Annotated in this window: 13 protein-coding genes and 1 pseudogene; 6 read left to right on the top strand and 8 right to left on the bottom strand. The window is 62.9% G+C overall.

The features are described 5' to 3' along the window. Nucleotides 1-120: 120 nt before the first annotated feature. Nucleotides 121-510: pseudogene (locus AB3X89_RS34385) on the bottom strand (NAD(P)/FAD-dependent oxidoreductase); the annotation flags it as partial. 242 nt (nt 511-752) lie between these two features. Here AB3X89_RS34385 and AB3X89_RS34390 point away from each other — a divergent pair. After that, entirely contained in the window at nt 753-1,190 is a 438-nt protein-coding gene (locus AB3X89_RS34390) for a carboxymuconolactone decarboxylase family protein (RefSeq protein WP_368587234.1), read from the top strand. A 53-nt stretch (nt 1,191-1,243) separates the two neighbouring features. Here the strand turns inward: AB3X89_RS34390 and AB3X89_RS34395 are convergent, their stop codons facing one another. Next, the gene (locus AB3X89_RS34395) at nt 1,244-1,915 is read right to left on the bottom strand and encodes a LysR family transcriptional regulator (RefSeq protein ID WP_368587235.1); all 672 of its coding nucleotides are present in this window, start codon (nt 1,913-1,915) and stop codon (nt 1,244-1,246) included. A 150-nt stretch (nt 1,916-2,065) separates the two neighbouring features. On the opposite strand from AB3X89_RS34395, the gene AB3X89_RS34400 reads away from it, so the two are divergent. The 3 genes from AB3X89_RS34400 to AB3X89_RS34410 all read left to right on the top strand — a co-directional run bounded on the left by AB3X89_RS34400 (nt 2,066) and on the right by AB3X89_RS34410 (nt 4,795). Beyond that, entirely contained in the window at nt 2,066-3,466 is a 1,401-nt protein-coding gene (locus AB3X89_RS34400; RefSeq protein ID WP_368587236.1) for a DHA2 family efflux MFS transporter permease subunit, read from the top strand. A gap of 94 nt (nt 3,467-3,560) precedes the next feature. After that, a complete protein-coding gene (locus AB3X89_RS34405) occupies nt 3,561-4,490 on the top strand; it encodes a LysR family transcriptional regulator (RefSeq protein ID WP_368587237.1) in 930 nt (309 codons plus the stop codon). A gap of 77 nt (nt 4,491-4,567) precedes the next feature. Further along, the gene (locus AB3X89_RS34410) at nt 4,568-4,795 is read left to right on the top strand and encodes a hypothetical protein (RefSeq protein ID WP_368587238.1); all 228 of its coding nucleotides are present in this window, start codon (nt 4,568-4,570) and stop codon (nt 4,793-4,795) included. Between the two features lie 39 nt (nt 4,796-4,834). Here the strand turns inward: AB3X89_RS34410 and AB3X89_RS34415 are convergent, their stop codons facing one another. Continuing rightward, on the bottom strand, nt 4,835-5,017 hold the full coding sequence (locus AB3X89_RS34415) for a hypothetical protein (RefSeq protein WP_368587239.1): 183 nt from the start codon (nt 5,015-5,017) through the stop codon (nt 4,835-4,837). A gap of 2 nt (nt 5,018-5,019) precedes the next feature. Here AB3X89_RS34415 and AB3X89_RS34420 point away from each other — a divergent pair, with 2 nt between their 5' ends. After that, nucleotides 5,020-6,132, top strand: a complete 1,113-nt coding sequence (locus AB3X89_RS34420; protein WP_368587240.1) for a glycosyltransferase family 2 protein — start codon at nt 5,020-5,022, stop codon at nt 6,130-6,132. Between the two features lie 133 nt (nt 6,133-6,265). Continuing rightward, entirely contained in the window at nt 6,266-6,487 is a 222-nt protein-coding gene (locus AB3X89_RS34425) for a hypothetical protein (RefSeq protein WP_176108377.1), read from the top strand. A 100-nt stretch (nt 6,488-6,587) separates the two neighbouring features. Here the strand turns inward: AB3X89_RS34425 and AB3X89_RS34430 are convergent, their stop codons facing one another. From AB3X89_RS34430 to AB3X89_RS34450, 5 genes are all read right to left on the bottom strand, one after another. After that, nucleotides 6,588-7,895 (bottom strand): MFS family transporter, encoded by a 1,308-nt coding sequence (locus AB3X89_RS34430; protein ID WP_368587241.1) that lies wholly within the window; start codon nt 7,893-7,895, stop codon nt 6,588-6,590. A 290-nt stretch (nt 7,896-8,185) separates the two neighbouring features. After that, complete coding sequence (locus AB3X89_RS34435) at nt 8,186-9,709, bottom strand: SpoVR family protein (RefSeq protein WP_018435604.1); 1,524 nt, start codon at nt 9,707-9,709, stop codon at nt 8,186-8,188. Between the two features lie 237 nt (nt 9,710-9,946). After that, complete coding sequence (locus AB3X89_RS34440; protein ID WP_176108374.1) at nt 9,947-11,218, bottom strand: YeaH/YhbH family protein; 1,272 nt, start codon at nt 11,216-11,218, stop codon at nt 9,947-9,949. A 162-nt stretch (nt 11,219-11,380) separates the two neighbouring features. Further along, entirely contained in the window at nt 11,381-13,303 is a 1,923-nt protein-coding gene (locus tag AB3X89_RS34445; protein ID WP_176126234.1) for a PrkA family serine protein kinase, read from the bottom strand. Nucleotides 13,304-14,024: 721 nt separating this feature from the next. After that, nucleotides 14,025-14,786, bottom strand: coding sequence for a 2-keto-4-pentenoate hydratase (locus AB3X89_RS34450; protein ID WP_368587242.1), 762 nt, complete (start codon nt 14,784-14,786; stop codon nt 14,025-14,027). Nucleotides 14,787-14,846: the final 60 nt, after the last annotated feature.

A 14,846-nucleotide genomic window follows, 5' to 3' on the forward strand; every position in this document is an offset into this window, starting at 1 on the left:
ACGGCGCGGCCTCGGCCTGCACTCGAGCGGGCTCGCCGTGGACGCGGAGAGTAGAAGCATCAAGCTGGGTCATGGCGGACACGTAGTTGGAATTGTTGTGTTTAGCAAATCTCGCGCCTGGCCGGCGGCGAGCAGGATCGCCGCGACGTCGAACACGAGGCCGCGCTGCGTGCGCACGGTCCAGCGGCCGTCGTCGCGTTGCTCGACCGTGTCGACGCGCTGTTCGAGGTGAATCGGCACATCGAACGGCTTGCATTGCGCGACCAGTCGCTCGACCAGTTCGCGCGAGGTGCATGACGGGATCGCCGGGATATCGTAGATCGGCTTGTCGGGATACAGCTCGATGCACTGCCCGCCGACCCTTCCGAGTATGTCGACGATCTGGCAGGTCAGGCCGATCACACCGGCTTCGAATGCCGCGAACAGACCCACGGGACCGGCGCCGACGATCAGGACATCGGTGCGGATCGGCGAGGTGGGCGCAGAGGACGGGTCGGCGGCAACGGTCATCAGGCAGGTCTCCGGATCACGGTGAAAGGCGCAAAGCAAGCGTCGATGACTCACCTTACCGAATCGGCCCGCACGCGGCAACGATGCCATCGTCGGCGGTAAGGATGCTATGCGGGGCCGCTCAACGCCCGAAAGCGGCTACCTGAAAATATCTGGAATCGGCCATTTTGATGATCCAGATGGCGGACTAAGCTAACACCTGCCCGATCCATCGCAGCGTCCCACCCGCCCAGGAGCCCATCATGGAACAACGTCTCGACTTCTACAAAGCCAACCCCGCCGCGATCAAGTCGCTGCTCGGCGTCGAAGAGCGCATCGGCAAGTCGGCGCTCGAAAAATCGCTGACCGAACTGGTGCGGCTGCGCGCTTCGCAGATCAACGGCTGCGCCTATTGCGTCGACATGCATACGAGCGCCGCGCGCAAGGGCGGCGAAACCGAGCGGCGTCTCGCGACCGTCGTCGTGTGGCGCGAAACGCCGTTCTTTACCGACCGCGAACGCGCGGCGCTCGAGTGGACCGAAGCGCTCACGCTGGTGTCGCACGATCACGTGCCGGACGCAGTATGGCAGGCGGTGCGCCCGCACTTCAGCGACGAAGAGCTGGTCGACCTGACGCTGCTCGTCTCGGCGATCAATGCGTGGAACCGCTTCGCGATTTCGTTCCGGAAGATGCCGGCCTGAACGGTGAATGAATGGCGGCATAAGCAGCGGCATGAGGCACGGTACTGCCCGCCTCACTCGCCAATCCACGACCCGCGCAGATCGCTGTCATGCAGCAACTGCAGCAGCGTGCCCGCCGGGCGGCTCAAGCGCTTCGCCGCCAGCGCGATGAATTCCACCGACGGCAACGTCGGCAAGCCGGCCGCATTCAACGGCGGCGCCAGCCCGCGCGCGGCCAGATACTGCGGCCGCACGGTGATGCCAAGTCCGCCGCGCGCAGCCGCGATACAGCCGGAATGACTGCTGCTCGTGCAGACGATCTGCCAGCTCGCGCCGGCGTCGAGCAGTTCGTAGAGCCTGCCGGTCATGCCGATCGTGATTTCCAGCTCGACGTCGGGGTGCGCGTTGCGAAACGCCGCGAGCACGGTGGGCAGCGGGCCGAGCGCGATGTCATCCGACGAGCCGAGCCGCACGCGCCCCTTCAGACGCGGCGCGCGAAACTGCGACTCCGCGCGCGATAAGGCCTGCAGGATCACGCTCGCATGCGCGAGCATCGCTTCGCCGTCGGGCGTCATCGCGAGCGAATGGGTGTCGCGCACGAACAGGCGCCGGCCCACGCTCTGTTCGAGGCGGCGGATATGTTCGCTGACGCTCGACTGCGTCAGGTCGAGCCGCCGCCCCGCCTCGGTGAAGCTATGGCAGGCCGCGACGGTCGAGAAGGTCTTCAGCCAGATCGGATTGAGCATGCGTGAATTGTCGCGCTGCTTATCGGCATTGTCGATAACAGTCAGCGAGCTTAGTGGGGTTCCCGATTGACGGGGATGTCAATAAGATGACGGAATTCCGCATGGCCCCCGCTCCGGTGGCGCTTTTCCGCCACGCCCGCTGTCGAAAACATGACCAAGGATTCGTCTCAAACCGCCCTACTGTGGATCGTCGCCGCCGGCTTCTTCATGCAGTCGCTCGACACGACGATCGTCAACACCGCGCTGCCGTCGATCGCGAACAGCCTGCAAGTCGCGCCGCTCGCGATGCAACCGGTCGTCGTCGCCTACACGCTGACGATGGCGATGCTCACGCCCGCCTCCGGCTGGCTTGCCGACCGCTTCGGCACCCGCCGCGTCTATTTCGCCGCGATTCTCGTGTTCGTGCTCGGCTCGATCTGCTGCGCGAGCGCGCACACGCTCGGCGAGCTCGTGATGGCGAGGGTGCTGCAAGGCATCGGCGGCTCGATGCTGCTGCCGATCGGACGTCTCGCGGTGCTGCGCAGCGTGTCGGGCGAGCACTACGTGGCGGCGCTCGCGTTCATTTCGATCGCGGGGCAGCTCGGGCCGATCGCCGGGCCGACGCTCGGCGGCTGGTTCGTGCAGGCGATCACGTGGCACTGGATCTTTCTGATCAACGTGCCAATCGGCGCGCTCGGCCTGTACGCGGTGCACCGCTTTCTGCCGCCGCACGACGCGACGCAGGCGCCGCCGTTCGATGTGATCGGCTGCGCGCTGCTATCGCTGTGCATGATCGCGTTTTCGCTCGCGATCGACGCGCCGGTCCCGTCGCATCGCGCGGCGTGGTCGGCGGGTCTGTTCACGCTGGCGGTCGCCAGCGCGCTCGCCTACGTTCCGTACGCGAGAAACCGCCGCAATCCGCTGTTCAAGCTGTCGCTGTTCGGCGAGCCGAACTTCAGCGTCGGCCTGATCGGCAACCTGGTATGCCGGATCGGTTCGAGCGCGGTGCCGTTCCTCGTGCCGCTCCTGCTGCAATTGCAGCTCGGCTACTCGCCGCTGCACTCCGGTCTGATGATGCTGCCCGCGGCGCTCGCCGGCACACTCGCGAAACGCTGGATCGCGCCGCTCGTGCGCCGCTACGGCTACGACACGTTCCTGCTGGTCAACACGATCATCGTCGGCTCGGCGATCGTCGCGTTCTCGCTGATTTCGCGCGGCACACCGCTCGTGATCGAAGTCGCGATCCTCGCCGTTTTCGGCGCGGCCAACTCGATGCAGTACGCGGCGATGAACAGCGTCACGCTGAAGGACCTGTCGCACGAAGACGCGGGCATGGGCAACAGCCTTTTCTCGATGGTGCAGATGCTCGCGATCGGGCTCGGCGTGTCGATCGGCGGCGGGCTCGTCAATCTGTTCGCCGATCAATGGGGCTCGGCGGCACTCGGCTTCCGGCTCGCGTTCGTGTGCGTCGGCGTGATCACGCTCGTGTCCGCGTGGATCTTCCGCCACCTCGACGATCCGTCGGGCACCCGCGTGATTCGCGGCCAGGCTGCGCAGAGCGCGGGGCGTTGACACGCGACGCGTTTCAACGCGTGTCAGCGCATGAATTCGAAAGCTCTCCGCGTTAGCATGTCTGGCATCCATGGCTACCCGGCAGGTACCCCCGATGCCATTCGATGAGCGCGTGCTGAACGGCATGGGCGTGCTGACGGCGATCGTCGATTGCGGCAGTTTCGCGGCCGCGGGCGAAGCGCTCGACATGTCGCAATCGGGCGTAAGCCGTTCGGTTGCCCGGCTCGAAGCGCGCCTCGGCATTCGCCTGTTCGACCGCACCACGCGCTCGGTTACGCTGACCGACGAAGGCCGGCGTTTCTACGAGCAGATCGTGCCGCTGCTCGGCGGACTCGAGGAGGCGGCGGCCTCCGCCGCGCAGGGCAAGACCGCGGTGCGCGGGCGTCTGCGCGTCAACATGGACCCGTTCTTTTCACGGCTCGTGCTCGGGCCGCGCCTTGGCAGCTTCATCGACGAACATCCGGACCTGCAGCTCGAACTGATCACGCGCGACCAGTTGGGCGACATGATCGCGGACGGCTTCGATGTCGCGATCCGCTTCGGCGACCCGCCGGTGTCGACGCTCGTCGCTCGCAAGCTGCTCGATACGCGCATCCTGACCGTGGCGGCGCCGTCGTATCTGAAGAAGCATGGCAAGCCGGAGAATCCGGCCGAGCTCGAAGACGGCCGGCATATTTGCATCAGGTTTCGCGATCCGCTCACCGGTTATCCGTTCACCTGGGAATTCCATCGAGGCCGCAAGAAGTTCTCGCTGACGCCGCAGGGCCGGCTGACCGTCAACGACGTCGGCACGCTGCATAGCGTATGCGTCGCAGGCCAGGGCATCGCGCAGATTCTCGCGCTCGGCGCGGAGTCGCTGCTCGCGAGCGGCAAGCTGATCGAGGTCTTTCCGGATTGGGGCGACGAGGTCTATCCGCTGTATGCGCTGTATCCGTCGCGGCACCATCCGCCGGCCAAGGTGCGCGCGTTCCTCGACTTCATCCTGTCGCTGACCGGCGCCAGGCCGCGCCACCCGGCCGCCTAGCGCAGAACTTCTGTTTGCCGTCCGCCGCGGTCCGCGTCTTGCTGTCGGAGCCTTGTCTTCCCTCCAGGAGAGCAGCGATGAGCAAGACGACGGAAAAATCCCAAGGCGAAGCAAAAAGCGCGGACAAAGACGAATCAAAACCCGAGGCCGGCACCCAGACCGAGGATTTAGCGCATCCGCACCACGCCGTGCATAGCGACAACGCAAAGAGCAAGATGCCCGAGCGCCAGAGCGAGGGCCACAAGCAGTCCCCGGCGGACCGTCCCGGCAAACAACGCGGTGACGGCGAACCGTCGGTCGGTTGAAAAAACCCGTACCGGAGCGGCCTGAACTGCTTCATGCATTCAGGCCGCATCGCTTTTCCCTTCGAGCGCCTTTCTGTAAGCAAACATTTCTTCCTTGTTTTTACCGAATATTTTTTCGGCGCCTTGGACTATTTTGCTGCTAGCAGCGAAGTGTGCGCCCTCCGAACCGGCCGCTCCGCTTTGCGCCGGTTTATGCCGCTTCCGATCGTTAAAAGGCGTCATCCATGTCCAACGCGTCAAGTTCTCCCCACGCCCGCGCGGCCATCGCGCAGGTGTCCATCTGCGTGCCGACCTGCAATCGTCCGGAACTGCTCGTCGAGTGCGTCGACTCGTGCCTCGCGCAAAGCTATCCGCATGTGGAAATCGTGATTGGCGACGATTCGACGGACGCGCGCTCAGGGCAACTGATCTTGCAGCGTTACCGTGACGAGCCGCGCGTGCGCTACCAGAAGCACGAATCGCCGCTTGGCCAGGCGCGCAATGTGTCGACCCTGTTCGAGCGGGCTCGCGGCGACAAGATCCTGTTGATCCACGACGACGATTTGCTGACGAGCGACGCCGTCGAAAAACTCGTGTCGCTCTGGCAACGCTATCCGGTGCTCGATGCGGCATTCGGCGCGCAGTACGAAGCGGATCACGACGGGGCGATCGATCTCGCCGCGAGCGAGCGCCTGAACGCGGCGTTCCGGCGCACCCGGGCCAACGAGGGTCTGCAGCCGCTCGCGGGCCGCACCGGCCTGATCCAGATGTTTCCGAACAATGGCTGGATGGCCGACGCGCGGCTCGTCAAGCGGATCGGCTACGACGCGCGGTATGGCGTCTGCTGCGACTACGTGTTCGGCACCGAGCTATGCCTTGCCGCGCGTGAGGTGTTTTATCTGCACGACTATGTGTCGGTGTATCGGAAGACCGCGACGTCGATCTCGCACAGCACGCGGGGCACGAGCACGGCCGCCCCGTTGAGCGCGTATGGGTTCGTGAAGTCGCTGCGTCTGCCGGCGCGGCTCGAAGCGTCGCGGCGGCAGGCGCTGCGGCGACTGGTACCGATCGTGGTGTCGATACACGCGAGAAACGGCGACGCGCGCGCGGGCTGGCGGATCGCGCGCGCGCATCTGTTCGCCTACAACTACGGCTTTAGCGCGCGGCTTTACTTCCATCTGCTGATGCTGGCGTGCGCGGCCTGGCGCGGACGTCTGCCGACGGCGAGCGCCTCGGCCGATGCTGCCGCGCGCGCGCCGTCGATCGCGACGGTCGCGGCGAATGAGGCCGCGCGGGTCGAGGAGTTCGTCGACAAGCTGGTCGACGAGTTCGTCGGCGACCGGTCGAAGCCGGTATGAACTGCGACAAGTCCGTGCGCAAGCCGATTTTCTGCTAAGCATTCCCTGCTTAGCAAACGCGTATTCGTTACTTGGTCGCGAGCGCACCGCTGATTACGATGGGCACGACCCGTCATCGCAGAGGTGCTTCGCCATGTCAGACAATGCGTGTTTCAGGCCGCGCGTGATCGAGCCGGTCGTCGAGGATCAACCCGAAGGACTCGGCCTCGCGGTCGAGTTATGGTTTGCTCAACCGATCGACGGCATCGCGGGGCGCGCGGTGCAGATTCATCTGCGCAGCGGCGCGAGGATGGAACAGGCCGAGAGCTTGCGCGACCTGCTGCATGCGTGGGGGACACGGATCGTCGTCAGTTGAGCGAAGCGCCGATGCCATGAAAAACGGCGGTCCGGTTGCCCCGGACCGCCGCCTGAATGCTTCATCGCGGCACGACGTTTCGCCGTGCCGGGTTAGCGGCTCACGGCTCGTGCCGCAGATACCCTTCCGTCGACGGATCGCGCATGCGCAGCGAAACGATACCCGCGAGTGCGCACAGCGCCGTCACGTACCAGAAGAACATCGTCTCGACGCCGGCCGACTTCAGCCACAACGCGACATATTCGGCCGACCCGCCGAAGATCGCATTCGCCACCGCATACGACAGCCCCACGCCGAGCGCACGCACTTGCGGCGGGAACATTTCCGCCTTGATCAGGCCGCTGATCGACGTGTAGAAGCTGACGATCGCGAGCGCGACGACGACGAGCGCGAACGCCGCGACCGGACTCGTCACGTCCTTCAGCGCATGCAGCAGCGGCACCGTGCCGAGCGTCGCGAACAAACCGAAGCACAGCATCGAATTGCGTCGGCCGATCCTGTCGGACAGCGCGCCGAACGCCGGCTGCATCAGCATGTAGACGAACAGCGCGGCGGTCATCACCGAGCTCGCGGTTTTGGCGTGCATGCCGGCCGTGTTGACCAGGTATTTCTGCATATACGTCGTGAACGTATAGAAGATCAGCGAGCCGCCGGCCGTGAAGCCGAGCACCGTCATGAACGCGGCCTTGTGCTCCCACAAGCCGCGCAGCGTGCCCGCTTCCTTGCGCTGACGCGTCGCGGCGGTGGTGGTTTCGTCGAGCGATTTACGCAGATAGAGCGAGACCAGCGCAGAGATCGCACCGATTGCAAACGGCACGCGCCAGCCCCATGCCTTCAGTTCGTCGGTCGTCAGCAACTGCTGCAGGACCACCAGTACGAGCAGCGCGAACAGTTGACCGCCGATCAGCGTTACATACTGGAACGACGCGAAAAAGCCGCGCCGGCCTTTCAACGCCACTTCGCTCATATAGGTCGCGCTGGTGCCATATTCGCCGCCCACCGACAGGCCCTGGAACAGCCGCGCGATCAGCAGCAGCGCCGGCGCGAGCGCGCCGATCTGCGCGTAGGTGGGCAGCATCGCGATCACGAGCGAGCCGCCGCACATCATGAATACCGACACCATCATCGCAGTGCGGCGGCCGCGCTTGTCGGCGAGCCGGCCGAAGAACCAGCCGCCGATCGGGCGCATCAGGAAGCCGGCGGCGAACACACCGGCCGTGTTGAGCAACTGCGTGGTGGTGTTGCCGCTAGGAAAGAACGACGGCGCGAAATACAGCGCCGTGAACGAATACACGTAGAAGTCGAACCATTCGACAAGATTGCCCGATGAAGCGCCGACGATCGCAAAGATGCGGCGCCGGGTGTCGTCGGCTTGTGCGACGACGGGTTGGTCGGTTAAATCGTTCATGCTGATGTCGGTCCTTTTTTCTCTAAACGAGGATGACGCTCGTGACGTCGCCTTCATGCGCGTCGCGGACAACCGCACACGCGCGCGCGGCGAATTTTACATAAGTGAAAAGTTCAGATGGGGTTTTGTCTGCGGAACTGCAGGAAAGCCCTGGGTACGGGCCCGCGGCGAAGTTAGAACTTGCAACCAAAACGAAGCCCCCGCCAGCCGCGAGGCTGCGGGGGCTTCGGGGAATCGGCGCGGACCGCCCGGGCAACGTTACGATGCGTTGCCGCGCCCCGATGGAGACGTCAGATTCTCACGGACGGCGGCACGTACCGGCACTCGTAGCGCTTTCTGACGGTACCGTTTTCGTCGACGCTTTCGAGGTACACGTCGAATTGCCACAAGCGCGCCATGTGCTTGAGCACCTCGTCGCTATCCGACGACAGGTGCCGGTTGTCGCTCATGAAATGCCGCAACGTCAGGCTGCGATCGCCGCGCGTATTGACGGCCCATACCTGAATGTTCGGCTCGCGGTGATGCATGTCGTACTGCCGCGACAGCGCCTGGCGCACGTACTGGTAGCCGCTGTCGTCGTGAATCGCCGACACTTCGAGCGCGTCGCGCATGTCGTCGTCGAGCACCGAGAACAGGCGCATCTCGCGGATCAGATGCGGCGACAGGTACTGCGCGACGAAGCTTTCGTCCTTGAAGTTGCGCATCGCGTAGTGCATCGCGGGCAGCCACGGACTGCCGGCCAGATCCGGAAACCACTTGCGGTCTTCGTCGGTCGGCGCTTCGCAGATGCGGCGGATGTCGCTCATCATCGAAAAACCGAGCGCATACGGATTGATGCCGCTGTAATACGGCTTCGTGACCGGCGGCTGATAGACGACGTTGCTGTGCGAATGGAGAAACTCCATCATGAAGCCGTCTTCCAGCTTGCCCTGGTTGTACATCGTGTTGAGCAGCGTGTAGTGCCAGAACGTCGCCCAGCCTTCGTTCATCACCTGGGTCTGCCGCTGCGGATAGAAATACTGACCGATCTTGCGCACGATGCGAATCACCTCGCGCTCCCACGGTTCGAGCAGCGGCGCGTTTTTCTCCGCGAAATACAGCAGGTTTTCCTGCGGCTCGGGCGGATAGCGCTCTTCGACCTCTTCGGGCAGCGGCGTATGGCGCGTGGGCAGCGTGCGCCACAACTCGTTGACCTGCGACTGCAGATACGCCTCGCGCTCGCGCCGCGCGGCGAACTCTTTCTCGAGCGACAGCTTCTGCGGCCGCTTGTAGCGGTCCACGCCGTAATTCATCAGCGCGTGGCACGAATCGAGCAATTCCTCGACGCGATCGAGCCCATAGCGCTCCTCGCATTCCGCGATGTAGTTCTTCGCGTAGACGAGGTAGTCGATGATCGCGTGCGCATCCGTCCACAAGCGGAACAGATAGTTGCCCTTGAAGAACGAGTTGTGGCCATACGCCGCATGGGCAATGACGAGCGCCTGCATCGTCATCGTGTTCTCTTCCATCAGATACGCGATGCAGGGATTCGAATTGATGACGATTTCGTACGCGAGCCCCATCTGGCCGCGACGATAGCTTTTTTCGGTAGAGAGAAAATGTTTGCCGAACGACCAGTGACGGTAGTTCACCGGCATGCCGACGGACGCGTAGGCGTCCATCATTTGTTCAGCGCTGATGAGTTCGAGCTGGATCGGATACACGTCGAGCTCGTATTGCTCCGCAACACGGGCAATATGCGAGTCGTACTCTTCGATCAATTCGAAGGTCCAGTCGGACGGGCACGGCAGAGGCCGTCTATCGGCTACGTTCATACGGACTTCCCTTTGCCCCTCGGTGGGCGTTCCGGTGTGTCCCGTGCTGCAGCATTGCGGACTGCTCCGGCGCAAGCGGCTGCCGTGCTAGCCGCTCGTGCCTCGGCATGCCCCGACAGTTGCTGCGGCACGCCTTTGTTGCGCTGCGGCGCAGTCATACGACGGCTTGCCTCAAGTCGTACGATTCATCGCCGCACGCGTCGTGATCCAGATGCCTGGTGCGCAATCAGCGTTCCATCACGAAGTCGCCGCCTGCTTCTCGAACAGCTCGCGAAATACCGGATAGATATCGGCCGCGGTTTCGACTTTCTTCATCGCCATATGCGGTTGCGATAGCGCCAGTTGCGCGTATTCGAGCCACAGATTCTGCTCTTCGGGCGTCACCTGAATATACGCAAAATACCGCACCTTCTCCAGGATGTCATCCGACAGAATCTTGCGGCACTTCGGCGAATCGTCGGTCCAATTGTCGCCGTCCGAAGCCTGCGCCCCGTAAATGTTCCATTCAGTTGGCGAGTAGCGTTCCTCCATCACCTTGCGCATCAGTTCGAGCGCGCTCGACACCACCGTGCCGCCGCTTTCGGTCGAATGGAAGAACGTGTCTTCGTCGACCTCCTCCGCGCGCGTGTGGTGGCGAATGAACACCACTTCGATGCGCTCGTAGTTACGCTTCAGGAACAGATACAGCAGGATGAAAAAGCGCTTCGCGAGATCCTTGCGCTGCTCGTCCATCGAGCCGGACACGTCCATCAGGCAGAACATCACCGCCTGGCTCGACGGCGTGGGCTGTTTCACGCGATTCACGTAGCGCAGATCGAACGGATCGATGAACGGAATCCGCCAGATGCGTCCTTTCAGATGGTGGATGTCGTCTTCGAGCAGCTTGATCTCTTCGCGGCGATCGGCGGGGTCGGCCTTCAGTTCTTCGAGTTGCCGCTCCATTTCGTGCAACTGGTTGACGAGCGGCGCGCCGAGCGCGATGCGCCGGCCGAGCGCGCTGCGCAGCGAGCGCACCACGTCGATGTTGTTCGGCGTGCCCTCCGCGGCCCAGCCCGCGCGGATGCTTTTCCACGTCGGCACGGCCATCAGATGGGTTTTGACGAGACGCGGCAGTTCGAGGTCGTCGAAGAAATACTGCATGAACTCTTCGCGGCTCAGCTCGAACACGAAGTCGTCCTGACCCTCGCCCTCGTTGCTGGCCTGACTGCCTCCGCCACCGCCACCGCCGCCTTGCGGGCGCTGGATCTTGTCGCCGCGGATGTAGTCCGAGTTGCCGGGATGCACCATCTCGCGCCGGCCGCCCGGTCCGTGACGGAACGACGGCTCCGCGATGTCCTTGCGCGGAATGGTGATGCTCTGGGTGTTCTGGATGTCTTTGATGCTGCGGTCGCGCACCGCTTCCGAAACGGCGCGACGGATATAATTTTTGACGCGGCGCAAAAAACGCTCGCGATTCGCAATACTCTTGTTCTTGCCTGCCAACCTGCGGTCGATGATTTGATGAAGCACGCCCGGTCTCCCGTCCGTGCAACCGCGTTTCCGCTGCGGCCGCACTAATATTTCCGGTGCGCGAGACGCCCGCCGCGCAGTGCATGCTATGCGGCTTGCGCCTCGCCGGTTGCCCGTACGGTCGAACCGTACGGGCGGCACATCATGAGTATCATGCGCGCATCACGATGACTTGCGCACGCGCAGATACCAGTCGCACAGCAAGCGCACCTGTTTCGGCGTATAGCCCTTCGCCACCATGCGATTGACGAAGTCTTCGTGCTTGCGCTGCTCTTCGGCCGAGCCCTTCGCGTTGAAGGAGATCACCGGCAACAATTCCTCCGTATTCGAGAACATCTTCTTTTCGATCACGACGCGCAGCTTCTCGTAGCTGATCCATGCGGGGTTCTTGCCCGCATTCGCAGCCCGCGCGCGCAGCACGAAGTTCACGATCTCGTTGCGGAAGTCCTTCGGGTTGCTGATGCCCGCCGGCTTCTCGATCTTCTCCAGCTCCGCGTTCAACGCGGCACGGTCGAAGCTCTCGCCGGTGTCGTGGTCGCGGAACTCCTGATCCTGAATCCAGAAGTCCGCATACGTGACGTAGCGGTCGAAGATGTTTTGACCATACTCGGAGTACGACTCCAGATACGCGGTCTGAATCTCCTTGCCGATGAACTCCGCATAGCGCGACGCCAGCACGTCCTTGATGAAGGACAGATACTTCTGCTCGGTTTCCGGCGGGAACTGCTCGCGTTCGATCTGCTGTTCGAGCACGTACATCAGATGCACCGGATTGGCCGCGACCTCCGTCGAGTCGAAGTTGAACACGCGCGACAGAATCTTGAACGCGAAGCGGGTCGACACCCCGGTCATGCCCTCGTCGACGCCCGCGAAGTCGCGGTACTCCTGGTACGACTTCGCCTTCGGGTCCGTATCCTTCAGATTCTCGCCGTCGTAGACCTGCATCTTCGAGAACAGGCTCGAATTTTCCGGCTCCTGCAAACGCGTGAGCACGGACATCTGCGCCATCATCTTCAGCGTGCCCGGCGCGCAGACCGCGTTGGCCAGCGACGAGTTGCGCAGCAGCTTCTCGTAGATCTTGACCTCTTCGCTATAGCGCAGGCAGTACGGCACCTTGACGACGAAGATCCGGTCGAGCAGCGCTTCGTTGTTCCGGTTGTTGCGGAACGCCTTCCACTCCGACTCGTTCGAGTGAGCGAGGATGATGCCGTCGAACGGGATCGCGCCGAAGCCTTCCGTACCCTTGAAGTTGCCCTCCTGGGTCGCGGTGAGCAGCGGGTGCAACACCTTGATCGGCGCCTTGAACATTTCGACGAACTCAAGCAGGCCCTGATTGGCGAGGCACAGGCCGCCCGAGTAGCTGTACGCGTCGGCGTCGTCCTGCGCGTATTGTTCGAGCTTGCGGATGTCGACCTTGCCGACCAGCGACGAAATGTCCTGATTGTTCTCGTCGCCCGGTTCGGTCTTGGAGATAGCGATCTGACGAAGGATCGACGGATAGCGGCGCACCACGCGGAACTTGCGGATGTCGCCGTTGTACTCGTGCAGGCGCTTGACCGCCCACGGACTCAGGATGCCTCGCAGGTAGCGGCGAGGAATGCCGTATTGCTCTTCGAGGATCGGACCGTCTTCCTCGTAGTCGAACAGGCCGAGCGGCGATTCATTGACGGGCGAGCCCTTGATCGCATAGAAGGGTACACGTTCCATCAGTTGCTTGAGCCGTTCCGCGATCGACGACTTGCCGCCGCCGACCGGTCCTAACAGATACAGTATCTGCTTCTTTTCTTCGAGCCCCTGGGCCGAATGCCGGAAGTAGGCGACCACCTGCTCGATCACCTCTTCCATTCCGTAGAACTCACGGAATGCGGGGTATACCTTGATGACCTTGTTCGCGAAGATACGCGATAAACGCGGATCGTTACGAGTGTCGATCTGTTCCGGTTCTCCGATTGCCGTCAACATGCGTTCGCCTGCAGTGGCGTACGCGGCGGGATTGTCTTTGCAGAGCGCGAGATACTCCTCGAGCGAGAGTTCATCCTCCCGGGTTTTCTCGAAGCGGGTCGCGAAACTGCTGTAGATATCCATGCTACCTCCTCGCCGAAGTCTGGGGCGATGTCGTGCGCGGCGCGCTATTCGGAAACGACATCGCTCGAATTCATCCTAAACCCTTTTAAATTTTTTTTCACGGACTACGTTGCGAAAATCGCTCCGTAACCGCGAAGCTACAATCCTCACTTGGAAACAAAGAATCGACCACCTACAATTTTTCACTCACGCCGCAACGAATCAAATCATCCGCTGCTCCGCTGTACCGCTACTTTCTTCAGTACCGCATCGCTATTCAGTGCTCCTGCACGACTTCGCGTTACCGCTGCATCGCGCCATGACATCGCGTTGCTATTGCACATCCCGTACCTGCACCGTCGGCCCTTCACAAAAATGCGGCTGTCTGCGCACGCACACTTCGTCACAAAAAGCACGCACGTGGTGACGTTTCCGACGCGTGGCGCCCAACGCGTCAGGCGATTCGTCCGCGCGTGGCGAGCGTGGTTCCGCCCCATTCACCTCATGGCCCCTCGCTGTTGGACCCCTGATCCGTATGACTGGATGACGGCAGCCGCTCGCGTCGCTCTCATAGGTGTATACGGAAAGAAGCGGCAAAGTTGCAACAAATGGATTCGAACAGGCTAACGATTCAAAGCCTGCCACCATTTCAAAATCGCCAAAATAAAAACGGCTGCACGAAGGCAGCCGTTTGGAATGAATGAAGCGTTGTAATTTGCGGTTACAAGCGCCGCCGCATCGATCAGGTCAGTTCAATTTCCACTTCACCCAATCCATCGATATGTCCACGCACGATGCCGGGCTCGTCGATCTTGTGCGCGCCGACGTATGAGCCGGTGGTCAGGGTCCAGTCGCGCTCGATCGTGATCCCCATCGCCGCGCAATGGTTGACGAACCAGACGAGCAGTTCGCGCGGATCGCCGGCCGGATTGCCGGTCACTTCCGGAATCAGCGAGCGGCCGTTGAAGCTCAGCTCCAGTTCCGGTGACACGAAGTCGAAGCCGCGCGCGAGGCTCGCATAGACGGCCGGATGGCCGGTGATCAGCGCGCCGTTGTTCTGCGCGTCGGCTAGCTGCGCGAGCGGCGCGACGTTCGGCCACTCGGCGAAGCGGCTGTCGACGATCTCGATGGCCGGCAGCACAGCGCCGAGCCTCGCCAGCACCTCGTCGCGCGCATACGCCTGGGCGCGCGGCTCGATCGTCACGTCGAAGCGAAACGCGACCTCCAGTTCGACCAGCACGCGAAAGAACCCGTCATGCGCGAGCCGCGCGGGCGACGGCACCACCAGCGAGGCCGGAATCGGCGCGCCCGACGTGGCGCCGCCCGGGGACTTCGCGCCGATCTTCCACGCACCGGTCGACTCGCCTAGCCCCGCGATCACCGCCTGCTGGATCGCGTAAGCGGTCGCCGCATCGGGCGGCAGGCTGTCGGGTGCGGGGGCGTCGATCGGCAGGTGCTGCCGGCGTGCCTCGACGAGGTGTTGCGCAAGATCGTAACGCGTCATGTCGGTTCTTTGTGGCTGGCGCATGGCAGGGTTCGCAGGACGTAGCAATAAGTGGGAACC

Origin of the sequence: Paraburkholderia sp. BR14320 (assembly GCF_040948665.1) — a bacterium.
GTDB lineage: Bacteria > Pseudomonadota > Gammaproteobacteria > Burkholderiales > Burkholderiaceae > Paraburkholderia > Paraburkholderia youngii.